We start from the raw sequence: 14,937 nt of genomic DNA, 5'->3' as shown, positions 1-14,937 counted from the left end.
CAGCTGCTCACTGCCGGAACGGGAAATTGAATGCGGTCAGAAGGGCACGGGCCTCGTCGTCGGTCGTCGCGGTGGTGCACACCGTGATGTCCATGCCCCAGCTCTCCCCGGCCTTGTCGAAATCGATCTCGGGGAAAATGATGTGCTCCTTGATGCCGAGCGAGTAGTTGCCGCGGCCGTCGAAGCTCTTCGGGTTCAGGCCGCGGAAGTCGCGGACGCGCGGCAGCGCGACGTTGATCAGGCGGTCGATGAACTCGTACATCTTGGCCTTGCGCAGCGTGACCTTGCAGCCGATCGGCTGGTTCTCACGCAGCTTGAAGGTCGCGATGGCGACGCGCGAATAGGTCACGACGGCCTTCTGACCGGCGATCAGCGACAGGTCGGCCGCAGCCGTCTCCGCCTTCTTGCGGTCGTTGACGGCCTCGCCGATGCCCATGTTCAGCACGACCTTGTCGAGCCGCGGCACCTGCATGACGTTGGCGTAGCCGAACTTCTCGGTCAGCGCGCTCTTGATCTTGCGGTCGTATTCCGTGCGGAGGCGCGGGGTGTAAGCGGTCTCAGCCATCGATCTCAACTCCCGAGCTCTTGGCAACGCGGACCTTCTTGCCGTCCGCCTGAATCTTGAATCCGATGCGCGTCGGCTTGCCGTCCTTGCCGACGTAAGCGACGTTCGACAGGTTGATGGGGGCTTCCTTGGTGATGATGCCGCCCTCCTGGTTCTGCGTCTGCTTCTGGTGACGCTTCACCAGGTTGATGCCGCGCACCAGCGCCGTGCCGGCGTCCGGGCGCACCTCGAACACCTCGCCGGTGCGACCCTTGTCGCGACCGGTCAGGACGATCACCTTGTCGCCCTTGCGGATCTTGGCAGCCATCACAGCACCTCCGGCGCGAGCGAAATGATCTTCATGTGGTTCTTGGCGCGCAGCTCGCGCGGCACCGGCCCGAAGATACGGGTGCCGACCGGCTCGGACTGGTTGTTGATCAGGACGGCGGCGTTGCGGTCGAAGCGGATCACCGAACCGTCGGCGCGGCGGATGTCCTTGCGGACGCGCACCACGACGGCCTTCATGACGTCGCCCTTCTTCACCTTGCCACGCGGAATGGCTTCCTTGATCGACACCACGATGATGTCGCCGACGGTGGCATAGCGGCGCTTCGAGCCGCCCAGCACCTTGATACACATAACACGGCGTGCGCCGGAATTATCGGCCACGTCGAGGTTGGTCTGCATCTGAATCATTGATGCACCTCGTCCTCTTCATCTGCTGCGCAGGAAAGCTGCGCCTTTTATGATCCCGAAAGCGAAACCGGCCCCTTATGGAGGGCCGCGTCGCGCGACTCAGGCGGTTTTCTTATGCTCGCCGCGGACCACCGTCCAGCGCTTGAGCTTGGAGATCGGCTTGCTCTCCTCGATCCAGACCATGTCGCCCGGCTTGAACTCGTTGCTCTCGTCGTGAGCGTGGTAATTCTTCGAGCGGCGGATGGTCTTCTTGTAGATCGGGTGGGTGAAGCGCCGGTCGACGCGCACGACCACCGTCTTGGCCTGCTTGTCGCTGACGACCACGCCCTGGAGGGTCCGTTTCGGCATGTCGAGCCTCTTACTTCGTCTTGGCGCGCTGCTGCGCGGCGATGGTCTTGATACGGGCGATGTCGCGGCGCGCCTCACGCAGGCGGGCAGTGTTCTCCAGCTGCCCGGTGGCGCGCTGGAAACGCAGGTTGAAGCGCTCCTTCTTCAGATTGACGATCGCATCGTCCATCTGGTCGGGGCTCATCGCGCGAATGTCGGCAATCTTCATCTCGGCCATGACCATTACTCCGCAATGCGTTCGACGAAGCGCGTCTTGATCGGCAGCTTGGCCGCGGCCAGGGTCAGCGCCTCGCGCGCGATCTGGTTGCTGACGCCGTCGATCTCGAACATCACCCGGCCCGGCTTGACGCGAGCCACCCACAATTCCGGCGAACCCTTGCCGGAGCCCATGCGGACTTCGGCCGGCTTCTTCGACACCGGCAGATCCGGGAACACGCGGATCCAGACGCGGCCGGCGCGCTTCATGTGACGGGTCAGCGCACGACGGGCGGCCTCGATCTGGCGCGCGGTCACGCGATCCGGCTCCATCGCCTTCAGCCCGAACTGGCCGAAGGCCAGCGTTGCGCCCGAGGACGCAACGCCGTGGATACGGCCCTTATGCGCCTTTCGGAACTTGGTCTTCTTTGGTTGCATCATGGCTTTGAGCCCTCAAACCTGTCTTGTCGCGGCTGATCGATCAGGCCGCGTCGCGGCGCGAACGCGGCGACGGGCTTTCGCCACCACCCTCGTTCATCCGCTTGTCCTGTGCCATCGGATCGTGCTCGAGGATCTCGCCCTTGAAGATCCAGACCTTCACGCCGCAGGTGCCGAAGGTCGTGAACGCGGTGGCCACACCGTAATCGATGTCGGCGCGCAGCGTGTGCAGCGGCACCCGGCCCTCGCGATACCACTCCATGCGGGCGATTTCCGCACCGCCCAGACGACCCGAGCAGTTGATGCGGATGCCCTCGGCGCCGAGACGCATCGCCGATTGAACGGCGCGCTTCATGGCGCGGCGGAACGCAACGCGGCGCTCGAGCTGCTGCGCGATCGACTCGGCGACCAGCGTGGCATCGAGCTCCGGCTTGCGGATCTCGACGATGTTGATGACGACGTCCGACGAGGTGATGTCGGCGACGCGCTTGCGCAGCTTGTCGATGTCAGCGCCCTTCTTGCCGATCACGACGCCCGGACGAGCCGAGTGGATGGTGACGCGGCACTTCTTGTGCGGACGCTCGATCACGATGCGGGCGACGGCCGCCTGCTTGAGTTCCTTGTGCAGGATCTCGCGGATCTTGACGTCTTCATGCAGCAGCTTGCCGTACTCGGCCTTGCCGGCGAACCAGCGCGAATCCCAGGTCCGGTTGATGCCGAGACGCAGACCGATCGGATTGATCTTTTGACCCATCGTATTCTCCCAGCGCCCGACTTTACGCGCTCGCCTCGACCTGACGAACAATGATCGTCAGCTGCGAGAACGGTTTGAAAACTCGGCCCGAACGGCCACGGCCGCGCGGCGAGAAACGCTTCATCACGATTCCCTTGCCGACAAAAGCCTGCGAGACGACGAGATCGTCCACCTCGAGCTCGTGGTTGTTCTCGGCATTGGCGATCGCCGATTCCAGGCACTTCTTGACGTCGACCGCAATCCGCTTGCGCGAGAACTGCAGGTCGGCGAGGGCTGCCGACGCCTTGCGGCCGCGGATCATCTGCGCCACCAGGTTCAGCTTCTGCGGGCTCACCCGAAGCATCCGGGCCACAGCCTTGGCCTCGTTGTCGGGGAGGCTCCGTTCGCGCTTTGGTTTGCTCATCGCTTAATCCTCAAGCCTTCTTGGCTTTCTTATCGCCCGAATGGCCGTGGAAGGTGCGGGTCGGCGAAAACTCGCCGAACTTGTGGCCGACCATCTCTTCGTTGATGGCCACCGGCACGTGCTTCTGGCCGTTGTAGACGCCGAACGTCAGGCCGACGAACTGCGGCAGGATAGTCGAGCGGCGGCTCCAGATCTTGATGACGTCGTGACGGCCGGACGCGCGCGCCGCATCTGCCTTCTTGAGCAGCGACGCCTCGACGAACGGGCCTTTCCAGACTGAACGAACCATGTCCGTCGTTCCTTACTTCTTCCGCTTGTGGCGGCTCAAGAGAATGAATTTGTCGGTCGACTTGTTGGTGCGGGTCTTCTTGCCCTTGGTAGGCTTGCCCCACGGAGTGACCGGGTGACGACCGCCGGAGGTACGGCCTTCGCCGCCGCCGTGCGGATGGTCGATCGGGTTCATCGCGACACCGCGGTTGTGCGGGCGGCGGCCCATCCAACGCTTGCGGCCGGCCTTGCCTATCGAGGTGTTCATGTGGTCCGGGTTCGACACCGCACCGATGGTGCCGCGGCAACGGCCATGCACCAGGCGCTGTTCGCCCGAGTTCAGGCGGACGATCACGTAGTCCTGGTCGCGGCCGACGATCTGGGCATAGGTGCCGGCCGAACGCGCGAGCTGGCCGCCCTTCCCGATCTTGACCTCGATGTTGTGCACGATCGTGCCGACCGGCATGTTGCCGAGCGGCATGACGTTGCCCGGCTTCACGTCGACATAGTTGCCGGCAACGATGGTGTCGCCGACCGCCAGGCGCTGCGGCGCCAGGATGTAGGCGAGCTCGCCGTCCTGGTACTTGACCAGGGCGATGAACGCCGTGCGGTTCGGATCATACTCCAGGCGCTCGACGGTCGCGGGAACGTCGACCTTGTCGCGCTTGAAGTCGACCGTGCGGTACGACTGCTTGTGACCGCCGCCGAGGAAGCGAACCGTGATGCGGCCGGTGTTGTTACGACCGCCGCTCGACTGCTTGCCTTCGGTCAGCGCCTTGACCGGCTTGCCCTTGTACAGGGCCGAACGATCGACCATCACCAGCTGGCGCTGGCCGGGCGTCGTGGGGTTGAATGTCTTCAGTGCCATGGCAGCTCAGCCTTACAGTCCGGTGGTCACGTCGATGCGGTGGCCCTCTTCGAGGGTCACGATCGCGCGCTTGCTGTCCGATTGCGAACCGAAATTGCCGCGGAACACCTTAGTCTTGCCCTTGCGGACGAGCGTGTTCACGCTCTTGACCTTGACGTCGAACAGCTTCTCGATCGCTTCCTTGATCTGCGGCTTGGTCGCCTTGGCGGCCACCTTGAACAGAACCTTGTTCTGCTCGGAGGCAAAGGTCGCCTTCTCGGTCACGACCGGCGCGATGATGATGTCGTAGTGGCGCGGATCGATGGTCTTCATTTGAAGCGCGCCTCCAGCGCATCGATCGCCGCCTTGGTCAGCACGAGCTTCTGACGGCGCAGGATGTCGTAGACGTTGATGCCCTGGATCGGCAGCACGTCCAGGTTCGGGATGTTGCGGGCTGCCGCGGCGAAGCCGTTGTGTAGCTCGGCGCCGTCGATGATCAGCGCGTTGGTGAGGCCGAGACCCGAGAAGTGGCCGATCAGTGCCTTGGTCTTCGCCGCCTCGAGGGTGGCGTTCTCCAGCACGACCAGATCACCGTCTTTGGCCTTCGCCGACAGCGCATGCTTCAGCGCCAGCGCACGGACCTTCTTCGGCAGGTCGGTCGCATGCGAGCGCACGACCGGACCGAAGGCGCGGCCACCGCCACGGAACTGCGGCACGCGGGCCGAGCCGTGACGAGCACCGCCGGTGCCCTTCTGCTTGTACATCTTCTTGCCGGTGCGCCAGATCTCGGCGCGGCCCTTGGCCTTGTGGGTGCCGGCCTGGCGCTTGTTGAGCTGCCACTGGACGCAGCGCTGGATGATGTCAGCGCGCGGCTCCAGACCGAAGATGGCGTCGGACAGCTGGACGGAGCCGGCTTCCTTGCCCTCGAGCGTGGTGACTTTCAGTTCCATTTATGCGCCCTCCTGCACGGCCGGCGCTTCGGCAGCCTGCTCACCCGCGACCTTGAACTTGCCGGGCTTCGGCGCTTCCTTCGGCAGCGGCTTCTTCACGGCGTCGCGCACCGAGATCCAGCCACCCTTGGAGCCGGGCACCGCGCCTTCGACCAGGATCAGGCCGCGCTCGACGTCCGTCTGCACCACACGCAGGTTCAGCGTGGTGATGCGGTCGACACCCATGTGACCGGGCATCTTCTTGTTCTTCCAGGTCTTGCCGGGGTCCTGACGGCCACCGGTCGAACCGATCGAACGGTGCGAGATCGACACACCGTGCGTGGCGCGCAGGCCGCCGAAGTTCCAGCGCTTCATGCCGCCCGCGAAGCCCTTACCGACCGAGGTGCCGGTGACGTCGACGAACTGGCCCACGACGAAGTGGTCGGCCTGGATCTCGGCGCCGACCGGGATCAGCGAGTCCTCGCTGACACGGAATTCGGCGAGCTTGCGCTTCGGCTCGACCTTGGCGACCGCGAACTGGCCGCGCTCCGCCTTCGGCATGTAGACCGTCTTGCGGCTGCCGCTGCCGAGCTGCAGCGCGACGTAGCCGTTCTTCTCGGTGGTGCGGTGACCGACCACCTGGCAATTGCCGAGCTTCAGCACGGTCACGGGGATATGTTCGCCGGTCTCCGTGAAGACCCGCGTCATCCCGACCTTTTGTGCGATCACTCCGGAGCGCATCGGCGTGCTTCCTGTTCTTCTCTATGTCCGCGATGAGGCGAACGTGAATCCAAAAACTTAGAGCTTGATCTCGACGTCGACGCCGGCAGCCAGGTCGAGCTTCATGAGAGCATCGACGGTCTGCGGGGTCGGATCGACGATGTCGAGGAGACGCTTGTGGGTGCGCATCTCGAACTGCTCGCGGCTCTTCTTGTCGACGTGCGGCGAACGGTTGACGGTGAACTTTTCGATGCGGGTCGGCAGCGGAATGGGTCCGCGAACCTGCGCGCCGGTCCGTTTCGCCGTGTTGACGATCTCGCGCGTCGACGTATCGAGGATACGATGGTCAAACGCCTTGAGACGGATGCGGATATTTTGGCCGTTCATTGCCGTATCTTTCTTTGAGTAGTGAGTGGCGAGTAGCGAACGGCGAATGGATCTCCATTCGCCACCCGCCATTCCCTATTCGTGTTGTTACTCGATGATCGAGGCGACGACGCCGGCGCCGACGGTGCGGCCGCCTTCACGGATGGCGAAGCGCAGCTTCTCTTCCATCGCGATCGGCACGATCAGGTGCACTTCCATCGCGATGTTGTCGCCCGGCATCACCATCTCGGTGCCTTCCGGCAGGTGAACGACGCCGGTCACGTCGGTCGTGCGGAAGTAGAACTGCGGACGATAGTTGGTGAAGAACGGAGTGTGACGGCCGCCCTCTTCCTTGGTGAGGATGTACGCCTCAGCCTTGAACTTGGTGTGCGGCTTGACCGAACCCGGCTTGCAGAGAACCTGGCCGCGCTCGACGTCCTCACGCTTGGTGCCGCGGAGCAGCGCACCGATGTTGTCGCCAGCCTGGCCCTGATCGAGCAGCTTGCGGAACATTTCGACGCCGGTGACGGTGGTCTTCTGGGTCGGACGGATGCCGACGATCTCGATTTCCTCGCCGACCTTGATGATGCCGCGCTCGACACGACCGGTCACCACGGTGCCGCGGCCCGAGATCGAGAACACGTCTTCGACCGGCATCAGGAAGGGCTGGTCGATCGGACGCTCCGGCTGCGGAATGTACTCGTCGACATTGCGCATCAGCTCGAGGATGGCGTCGTGACCGAGCTTCTTGTCCGAATCTTCCAGAGCGGCGAGCGCCGAACCCTTGATGATCGGGATCTTGTCGCCCGGGAATTCGTACTTCGACAGCAGCTCGCGAACCTCGAGCTCGACCAGCTCAAGCAGTTCCGGATCGTCGACCATGTCGCACTTGTTGAGGAACACGACCAGCGCGGGAACGCCGACCTGACGGGCGAGCAGGATGTGCTCACGGGTCTGCGGCATCGGGCCGTCAGCGGCCGACACGACCAGGATCGCGCCGTCCATCTGGGCAGCGCCGGTGATCATGTTCTTCACGTAGTCGGCGTGACCGGGGCAGTCGACGTGGGCGTAGTGGCGGTTCTTGGTCTCGTACTCGACGTGAGCGGTCGAGATGGTGATGCCACGAGCCTTCTCTTCCGGCGCCTTGTCGATCTGGTCGTAGGCAGTGAACGTCGCACCGCCCGTCTCGGCCAGGATCTTGGTGATGGCAGCCGTCAGCGACGTCTTGCCATGGTCGACGTGACCGATGGTGCCGATGTTGCAGTGGGGCTTGTTACGTTCAAATTTAGCTTTGGCCATTTGACTCTCCGTTCAGTCGCTAACTTGAGCTCGCGACAATCAGGCAAACTTCTTCTGGACTTCAGCCGACACGTTGGCCGGCGCTTCAGCGTAGTGCGAGAACTGCATCGTGAAGGTCGCGCGACCCTGGCTCATCGAGCGCAGATTGTTCACGTAACCGAACATGTTCATGAGCGGCACCATCGCGTTGATGACGTTGGCGTTGCCGCGCATGTCCTGGCCCTGGATCTGGCCACGACGCGAGTTCAAGTCGCCGATGACCGAGCCGGTGTAGTCTTCCGGGGTCACGACCTCGACCTTCATGATCGGCTCGAGCAGAACGGACTTGCCCTTCTGCAGCGCCTCACGGAAGGCCGCGCGCGACGCGATTTCGAAGGCCAGCGCCGACGAGTCGACGTCGTGATACTTGCCGTCGACCAGCGCCACCTTGACGTCGACCACCGGGAAGCCGGCAACCACGCCCGCGCCGAGCACGCTCTCGATGCCCTTTTCGACGCCGGGGATGTATTCCTTCGGAACCGCACCGCCGACGATCTTGGACTCGAACACGTAGCCGCCGCCCGGCTCGTTCGGCTCGACCACGAGGCTCACAGCCGCGAACTGGCCGGTGCCGCCGGTCTGCTTCTTGTGGGTGTAGTCCACATTGGCCGGCTTGGTGATGCGCTCACGGAACGCCACCTGCGGCGCGCCGATGTTCGCATCGACCTTGTAGGTGCGCTTCAGGATGTCGACCTTGATGTCGAGATGGAGCTCGCCCATGCCCTTCAGGATGGTCTGGCCCGACTCGTGATCGGTCGACACGCGGAAGGACGGATCCTCCGCGGCGAGCTTCGCCAGCGCGATGCCCAGCTTCTCCTGGTCGGCCTTCGACTTCGGCTCGATCGCGATCTCGATGACCGGCTCCGGGAATTCCATCTTTTCCAGGATGACCTGGTTCGACGGGTCGCACAGCGTGTCACCGGTGCGGGCTTCCTTGAGGCCGGCGAGAGCGACGATGTCGCCCGCATAGGCTTCCTTGATGTCCTCGCGGTTGTTGGCGTGCATCAGCAGCATGCGGCCGATGCGCTCCTTCTTCTCGCGGGTCGAGTTCACGACGCCGGTGCCCGAGGTCAGGATGCCCGAATAGATGCGGCAGAAGGTGATGGTGCCGACGAACGGGTCGTCCATGATCTTGAACGCGAGCAGCGACAGCGGCTCCTTGTCGTCCGCCTTGCGCACGACCTCGTTGCCCTCGTCGTCGGTGCCCTTGATCGCGGGCACGTCGAGCGGCGACGGCAGATAGTCGACGACGGCGTCGAGCAAGGGCTGCACGCCCTTGTTCTTGAAGGCCGAGCCGCACAGCACGGGATAGAACGCGCCGGTCAGCACCGCCTTGCGGATCAGCTTCTTCAGCGTCGCTTCGTCCGGCTCCTTGCCGTCCAGGAACGCAGTCAGAGCATCGTCGTCGAGCTCGACGGCGGCTTCCACCAGCTTCTCGCGATATTCCTTGGCCTGGTCAGCCAGCTCAGCGGGGATCTCGACGTGGTCGAACTTCGCGCCGAGCGACTCGTCGTTCCAGACGATCGCCTTCATGGTCACGAGATCGATGCAGCCCTTGAAGTTGTTCTCGGCACCGATCGGCAACTGGATCGCAACCGGCTTCGCGCCCAGGCGGTCGACGATGTCGGCCAGGCACTTGAAGAAGTCGGCACCGGTCTTGTCCATCTTGTTGGCGAAGACGATGCGCGGCACCTTGTACTTGTCGCCCTGGCGCCAGACGGTCTCGGTCTGCGGCTCGACGCCCTGGTTGGAGTCGAGCACGCACACGGCGCCGTCGAGCACCCGCAAGCTGCGCTCGACTTCGATGGTGAAGTCGACGTGGCCGGGAGTGTCGATGATGTTCAGGCGCTTGCCGTTCCAGAACGCGGTGGTGGCAGCAGAGGTGATCGTGATGCCACGCTCCTGCTCCTGCTCCATCCAGTCCATCGTCGCGGCACCTTCGTGCACTTCGCCGATCTTGTGGCTCTTGCCGGTGTAATACAGGATGCGCTCGGTCGTCGTCGTCTTACCGGCGTCGATATGCGCCATGATACCGAAGTTGCGATAGTCTTCGATGGCGTGTTGGCGGGGCATGGATCTGTTCCCTGATTTCCGTTCGGGCCGCTGTTACCAGCGGTAGTGCGAGAAGGCGCGGTTGGCTTCAGCCATCCGGTGCACGTCTTCACGCTTCTTCACGGCGTTACCCCGGTTGTTCGAGGCATCGAGCAGCTCCGCCGAAAGCCGCTCGGTCATGGTCTTCTCGTTGCGGTCGCGGGCGGCCGAGATCAGCCAGCGGATGCCCAGCGCCTGGCGGCGGGTCGAGCGAACTTCGACCGGCACCTGATAGGTCGCACCACCGACGCGGCGCGAGCGCACTTCGATCGTCGGCATGACGTTCTCCAGCGCCTGCTCGAACACCGTCAGCGGGCTCTGCTTGGTCTTGGCCTCGATGATACCGAACGCGCCGTAGACGATTCCTTCGGCGACCGACTTCTTGCCGGCGTACATCACCGAGTTCATGAACTTGGTGACGATGATGTTCCCGAACTTCGGATCCGGAAGCACTTCACGCTTTTCGGCTGAATGGCGACGCGACATGTGATCTGTTCCCGCTTTATCTCGAACGTCTTACTTCGGACGCTTCGCGCCGTACTTCGAACGACGCTGCTTACGGTTCTTGACGCCCTGGGTATCCAGCACGCCGCGGAGGATGTGGTAGCGCACGCCCGGCAAGTCCTTGACGCGGCCGCCGCGGATCATGACCACCGAGTGCTCCTGGAGGTTATGGCCTTCACCCGGGATGTAGCCGATCACCTCGAAGCCGTTGGTCAGGCGCACCTTGGCGACCTTACGAAGCGCCGAGTTCGGCTTCTTCGGGGTCGTGGTGTAGACGCGCGTGCAAACGCCACGCTTCTGCGGCGACTGCTGCAGCGCCGGCACCTTCTTGCGCGACTTCTGCACTTCGCGCGGATTTGCGATCAGCTGGTTGATCGTCGGCATCTTGGCCTTCACCCTTCTCAACGTTCACACGAAAACCGTCACCGGATTCCGCAAATTCTGTTCGAGGTTCCCCGCCTCACCCGGGCCGCATCGCGCGAAAACCCGCGCAAAACGAAATCGCGCCAACCATTCATCGCTGAACGGAAAGCGCTTGACGCCACAGAGGACCGCGATCAGCACCCTTCAGCTTGCGCTGAAGGCGGCCTACCGAGGTCATGCATCCGAAATTGGTCTCAAGAGAACGAGCTCGAGAGATCTAAAATCGTTCTGGCATTGCCTAGCTATGATCGACAGCGTTTGAGCGGCATTCGTCGAGGTTGGTGCCCGTTCTGCCCTGGTTAGGGCGGTCCGGGTGATCCGTACCGACGCTGGCGAAGCTCACCGCCTGTCGTTGAGTGCCGGCCTTTTATAAGCGGTAAATACCCAAGTCAAGCAAAACGACGCCGCAGGACGCGCAAACCGGCCGTTTCTATGTCGAGGGCGGCTGCGCACGGATCGCTGCGAGGCAGCCAAGACCAGCAAAGCTTACCTATACATTCAAGTCGGCCAGTCAAGCCTCTGACGGTGTTGGAGATTGTGACGTCGTAGGGTGGGCAAAGCGGCCGCCGGAGGCGGCAACGTGCCCACCACCTCGCTGCAAGCAAGCCGCCCGGCGGTGGGCACGGCGCCACCGGCATCTCGGGCGCGGATGCAGCGCGGCCGCGCCTTTGCCCCCTACTGCTTCCTCCGATTCTCCGTTCACCCTCCGCAACAATCTGAAACAGGGCGGCTAAGGCTTTGTTCGGCATTGGAAGCCAAGGATGGCGCTTCGACGAGGCGTCCCATGCCGCACTACACCGACATCGCGATCATCGGCGGCGGGCTGGCCGGCTCGATCACGGCGGCCATGCTCGGGCGTGCCGGCATTGCGGCGATTCTGGTCGATCCCCACGCGGCTTACCCGCCGGACTTCCGAATCGAGAAGATCTCGGGCGCGGAGCAGATCGCGCGCTTCCGGCGCACCGGGACGGCGGACAAGGCGCTGCGGGACGCGACGCTGGCGGCCGAGAACTGGATCGCCCGATTCGGCTATGTCCTCGATAGGGCGCCGGTACACCAATACGGCATCGACTACCACGCGCTGGTCGCGGCCGTCCGCGAGGAGATTCCAGATTCGGTTCTGCGAATCGTAGCCAAGGCCACTGCAGTCACCCCCGGAGAAGATCGGCAGTCCGTCGTCCTCTCCACCGGCGAGACGATCTCCGCCCGGCTGGTCGTGCTCGCCAACGGTCTGAATGTCGGCCTACGGCATCAGCTGGGAATCACCCGGACGATCACCAGCCCGGCCCATTCGATCTCGGTCGGCTTCGATCTGGAGCCGGTCGACCGCCCGGCTTTCTCGTTCCCGGCCATGACCTATTTCCAGGAGCGGGCCAGCGCCCGCGTGCCCTACGTCACCCTGTTCCCGATTGGCGACCGGATGCGGGCGAACCTGTTCGCGTATCGGGAGGTCGACGATCCTTGGCTCCGCGCGGTCCGGCGCAATCCGGTCGAAACCCTGGATGCCGCCCTGCCCGGCCTCAGACGGATCACCGGCGACTATGCCGTTGTCGGCGACGTCAAGGTCCGGCCGGCCGACCTCGTCGTCAACAGCGGCACCCGCATGCCCGGTGTGGTGCTGATCGGAGACGCCTTCTGCACCACCTGCCCGGTCACCGGCACCGGCTCCGACAAGGTGTTCACCGACGTCGAGCGCCTCTGCAACGTCCACATCCCGCGCTGGCTGGCGACGGACGGAATGAGCGAGGGCAAGATCGCCGCGTTCTATGACGATCCCGTCAAGACCGCTTGCGATGCGTGGTCGCTGCAGAAGGCCTGGCAGTTCCGCGAGGTCTCGATCGGCACCAGTCCTTATTGGCTGGCGCAGCGCTGGGCGCGATTCGCGGTGTCGCTCGGCCGCGGGCTCAAGCACCGTCTGGCGAGCACGCCGCTCGACGCCTATTCCTCGTCGTCCTCCTCATCATCCTCGTCGTCCTCGAGGTCGTCTTCCTCGTCATCATCGTCGCTGTCGTCGTCGACCTGATCCTGCCGGCTCGGCTGGTGGCCCTGGTCGTCCCAGAGCTTGCGGTAGGTGCCGTTCTTGGCCAACAGCTCGGCGTGGCTGCCGCGCTCGATGGCGCGGCCGCCGGAGATGACGATGATCTCGTCCATCTCCACCACTGACGTGAGGCGGTGGGTCGACCAGATCATGGTGCGGCCCTTGGAGACCTTGAGCAGCGTGCGGTTGATGGCGGCTTCCGTCGTCTGGTCGAGCGCCGACGTCGCCTCATCGAGCAACAGCACGGACGGATTGCGGATGATGGCGCGGGCGATGGCGATGCGCTGGCGCTGGCCGCCGGATAGCGTGTCGCCGCGCTCGCCGACCAGGGTGTCGTATTTCTGCGGCAGGCTCATGATGTAGCGGTGGATCTCGGCCTTCTTGGCCGCCTCCTCCACCTCGTCGTCGGTGGCGTTCTCCTTGCCGAGCCGGATGTTCTCGCGCAGCGACATGTTGAACAGCATGTTCTCCTGGAACACGACCGCCATGCTGCCGCGGAGCGAGTCGCGCGTGACTTTCCGGATGTCGACGCCGTCGATGGTGACACGGCCCTCGTCGGGCACGTAGAGCCGCAGGATCAGATTGAGCAGCGTGCTCTTGCCGGAGCCGGAGGGACCGACGATGGCGATGCGCTTACCGACGTCGAGCCTGAGGCTGAGATTGTCGAGCACCGGTGTCTGGCTGCCCTCGTACTGGAAGCCGACGCGCTCGAAGGTGATGTCGTGGCTGATGCGCGGCAGGTCCGGCGCGCCCGGCCGGTCGGCGCCACGGGTCGGCTCGTCCAGCAGCTCCTGCATGTGGCGGATCGCGGCCGCCGAGGAGATCGACACCGGGATGAAGTGCATGACGTGGGCGATGTTGTAGGACACCTCCCAGAATGCGCTCTCGAAGGTGACGAAGGTGCCGACGGTGATCTGGCCCTTGGTGGCGAGATAGGCGCCGATCGCGAGTACAACCAAGTGCAGCAGCAGCACCGCGATGGTCACCGTGCGCTCGACCATGGTCGAGAGGAACATCGCATCGGCCATCTTGCGTCGCGCCGCGTCGTTCCGGAACGAGAACCAGCCGAACACCTTGCGGTGCAGGCTGAACGCCTTGATGACGGCTTGGGCTGCGATGTTCTCCTGGATCACGCCGAGCAGCGTGGCCTCGTTGAGCTTCTGCTCGTAATTGGCCTGCACCGCCTTGGGCGTCAGGATGCGCGGACCGATCAGGGTGATCGGGAACACCAAGAGCGCGATCGCGGCGAGCTGCCAGTTGAGGAACAGCATCAGGATGATGCCGGCGATGAGCTCGAGCAGCGGCAGTGCGGCGCTGTTGGCGAAGGTCTTCACCACGCCTTCGAACGCCGACATGTCGACCGAAAAGCGCGACAGGATCTCGCCGCGCTTGGTGCGCTGGAAATACGCCGCCGGCAGGTTCTGCACGTGATCGAACAGCCGCGTGCGGACGTCCGAGATGATGCAGGCGGCGAGCCGCGCATCCCAGCGTTCGTAGAGCACGGCGACGATCGAGGTGAAGATGCCGGCAACCGCGAGCACGCCGAGGATGCGGTAGAGCGCCTCGAAATCCTCCTCGCCGAGCGCATCGTCGATCAGGAACTTGAGGCTGAGCGGCATGATGACGTTGAACAGCGTCTCGATCAGCACGCCGATCGAGACGAAGGCCAACATCTTCTTGTATTTGCCGAGCAGCGGCGAGACGAAGCCGTAGATCGTCGCGAGCGCGCCGGCCGCCTCGCGGGCCGAGTAGACGACGAGGTCCTCGTCGTCCTCATCATCGTCGAGATCGAGGTCGGCGTCGTCCTCCTCGTCCTCATCATCGTCGTCGATGACGGGCGCCTTGTCGCCCGCGGGCGACTTCGCCGTTCCAGGTTTGGGAACCGCCGGGCCGGCGGCGACCGCAGCCCCCTTCTTGTCCAGCTCATCAGCAGGATCGGCTGCCGATTTGGATTTGGGATTTCCCGGCACTGACGATTTGCGCGACATTCAACGAACCGATCCTGCACGGCCGGCATGACCGTAACGGATGAAAGC

Annotated in this window: 20 protein-coding genes; 1 reads left to right on the top strand and 19 read right to left on the bottom strand. The window is 63.9% G+C overall.

Annotated elements, in window-relative coordinates; all coding sequences use genetic code 11:
* Positions 1 to 7: 7 nt before the first annotated feature.
* The 18 genes from rplE to rpsL all read right to left on the bottom strand — a co-directional run bounded on the left by rplE (position 8) and on the right by rpsL (position 10,824).
* Positions 8 to 565, bottom strand: coding sequence for a 50S ribosomal protein L5 (rplE, locus tag BRAD285_RS12450; protein WP_006611850.1), 558 nt, complete (start codon positions 563 to 565; stop codon positions 8 to 10).
* Positions 558 to 872 (bottom strand): 50S ribosomal protein L24, encoded by a 315-nt coding sequence (gene rplX, locus BRAD285_RS12445; RefSeq protein ID WP_006611849.1) that lies wholly within the window; start codon positions 870 to 872, stop codon positions 558 to 560. Before rplX ends, rplE begins: the two co-directional genes overlap by 8 nt.
* Entirely contained in the window at positions 872 to 1,240 is a 369-nt protein-coding gene (rplN, locus tag BRAD285_RS12440) for a 50S ribosomal protein L14 (RefSeq protein ID WP_006611848.1), read from the bottom strand. Before rplN ends, rplX begins: the two co-directional genes overlap by 1 nt.
* A gap of 99 nt (positions 1,241 to 1,339) precedes the next feature.
* Entirely contained in the window at positions 1,340 to 1,588 is a 249-nt protein-coding gene (gene rpsQ, locus BRAD285_RS12435) for a 30S ribosomal protein S17 (protein ID WP_006611847.1), read from the bottom strand.
* Between the two features lie 10 nt (positions 1,589 to 1,598).
* Positions 1,599 to 1,805 carry a 50S ribosomal protein L29 gene (rpmC, locus tag BRAD285_RS12430; protein ID WP_006611846.1) on the bottom strand — a complete coding sequence of 69 codons (207 nt, stop codon included), beginning with the start codon at positions 1,803 to 1,805 and terminating at the stop codon, positions 1,599 to 1,601.
* A 5-nt stretch (positions 1,806 to 1,810) separates the two neighbouring features.
* The gene (gene rplP / locus BRAD285_RS12425) at positions 1,811 to 2,224 is read right to left on the bottom strand and encodes a 50S ribosomal protein L16 (RefSeq protein WP_006611845.1); all 414 of its coding nucleotides are present in this window, start codon (positions 2,222 to 2,224) and stop codon (positions 1,811 to 1,813) included.
* Positions 2,225 to 2,264: 40 nt separating this feature from the next.
* The gene (gene rpsC / locus BRAD285_RS12420; RefSeq protein WP_006611844.1) at positions 2,265 to 2,975 is read right to left on the bottom strand and encodes a 30S ribosomal protein S3; all 711 of its coding nucleotides are present in this window, start codon (positions 2,973 to 2,975) and stop codon (positions 2,265 to 2,267) included.
* 22 nt (positions 2,976 to 2,997) lie between these two features.
* The gene (gene rplV / locus BRAD285_RS12415) at positions 2,998 to 3,378 is read right to left on the bottom strand and encodes a 50S ribosomal protein L22 (RefSeq protein ID WP_006611843.1); all 381 of its coding nucleotides are present in this window, start codon (positions 3,376 to 3,378) and stop codon (positions 2,998 to 3,000) included.
* Positions 3,379 to 3,388: 10 nt separating this feature from the next.
* A complete protein-coding gene (gene rpsS / locus BRAD285_RS12410; RefSeq protein ID WP_006611842.1) occupies positions 3,389 to 3,667 on the bottom strand; it encodes a 30S ribosomal protein S19 in 279 nt (92 codons plus the stop codon).
* A 12-nt stretch (positions 3,668 to 3,679) separates the two neighbouring features.
* Positions 3,680 to 4,513, bottom strand: coding sequence for a 50S ribosomal protein L2 (gene rplB, locus BRAD285_RS12405; protein WP_006611841.1), 834 nt, complete (start codon positions 4,511 to 4,513; stop codon positions 3,680 to 3,682).
* 12 nt (positions 4,514 to 4,525) lie between these two features.
* Positions 4,526 to 4,825 carry a 50S ribosomal protein L23 gene (locus BRAD285_RS12400; protein ID WP_006611840.1) on the bottom strand — a complete coding sequence of 100 codons (300 nt, stop codon included), beginning with the start codon at positions 4,823 to 4,825 and terminating at the stop codon, positions 4,526 to 4,528.
* Positions 4,822 to 5,442 (bottom strand): 50S ribosomal protein L4, encoded by a 621-nt coding sequence (gene rplD, locus BRAD285_RS12395; RefSeq protein WP_006611839.1) that lies wholly within the window; start codon positions 5,440 to 5,442, stop codon positions 4,822 to 4,824. Before rplD ends, BRAD285_RS12400 begins: the two co-directional genes overlap by 4 nt.
* A complete protein-coding gene (rplC, locus tag BRAD285_RS12390; protein WP_006611838.1) occupies positions 5,443 to 6,162 on the bottom strand; it encodes a 50S ribosomal protein L3 in 720 nt (239 codons plus the stop codon). It lies immediately after the preceding gene.
* A gap of 57 nt (positions 6,163 to 6,219) precedes the next feature.
* Positions 6,220 to 6,528 (bottom strand): 30S ribosomal protein S10, encoded by a 309-nt coding sequence (gene rpsJ, locus BRAD285_RS12385; RefSeq protein WP_002712302.1) that lies wholly within the window; start codon positions 6,526 to 6,528, stop codon positions 6,220 to 6,222.
* Positions 6,529 to 6,615: 87 nt separating this feature from the next.
* A complete protein-coding gene (tuf, locus tag BRAD285_RS12380; protein ID WP_006611837.1) occupies positions 6,616 to 7,806 on the bottom strand; it encodes an elongation factor Tu in 1,191 nt (396 codons plus the stop codon).
* A gap of 39 nt (positions 7,807 to 7,845) precedes the next feature.
* On the bottom strand, positions 7,846 to 9,918 hold the full coding sequence (gene fusA / locus BRAD285_RS12375) for an elongation factor G (RefSeq protein ID WP_006611836.1): 2,073 nt from the start codon (positions 9,916 to 9,918) through the stop codon (positions 7,846 to 7,848).
* Between the two features lie 33 nt (positions 9,919 to 9,951).
* The gene (rpsG, locus tag BRAD285_RS12370) at positions 9,952 to 10,422 is read right to left on the bottom strand and encodes a 30S ribosomal protein S7 (RefSeq protein WP_006611835.1); all 471 of its coding nucleotides are present in this window, start codon (positions 10,420 to 10,422) and stop codon (positions 9,952 to 9,954) included.
* 30 nt (positions 10,423 to 10,452) lie between these two features.
* Positions 10,453 to 10,824 (bottom strand): 30S ribosomal protein S12, encoded by a 372-nt coding sequence (gene rpsL, locus BRAD285_RS12365; protein WP_006611834.1) that lies wholly within the window; start codon positions 10,822 to 10,824, stop codon positions 10,453 to 10,455.
* Between the two features lie 823 nt (positions 10,825 to 11,647).
* Between rpsL and BRAD285_RS12360 the strand changes: the two genes are divergently transcribed.
* The gene (locus tag BRAD285_RS12360; protein ID WP_006611833.1) at positions 11,648 to 12,886 is read left to right on the top strand and encodes an NAD(P)/FAD-dependent oxidoreductase; all 1,239 of its coding nucleotides are present in this window, start codon (positions 11,648 to 11,650) and stop codon (positions 12,884 to 12,886) included.
* Here the strand turns inward: BRAD285_RS12360 and BRAD285_RS12355 are convergent.
* A complete protein-coding gene (locus BRAD285_RS12355) occupies positions 12,802 to 14,889 on the bottom strand; it encodes an ABC transporter ATP-binding protein (protein ID WP_006611832.1) in 2,088 nt (695 codons plus the stop codon). The genes BRAD285_RS12360 and BRAD285_RS12355 overlap by 85 nt on opposite strands.
* Positions 14,890 to 14,937 lie beyond the last annotated feature (48 nt).

The organism is Bradyrhizobium sp. ORS 285, from assembly GCF_900176205.1.
GTDB lineage: Bacteria > Pseudomonadota > Alphaproteobacteria > Rhizobiales > Xanthobacteraceae > Bradyrhizobium.
This window is presented reverse-complemented; position numbering and strand designations above follow the sequence as displayed.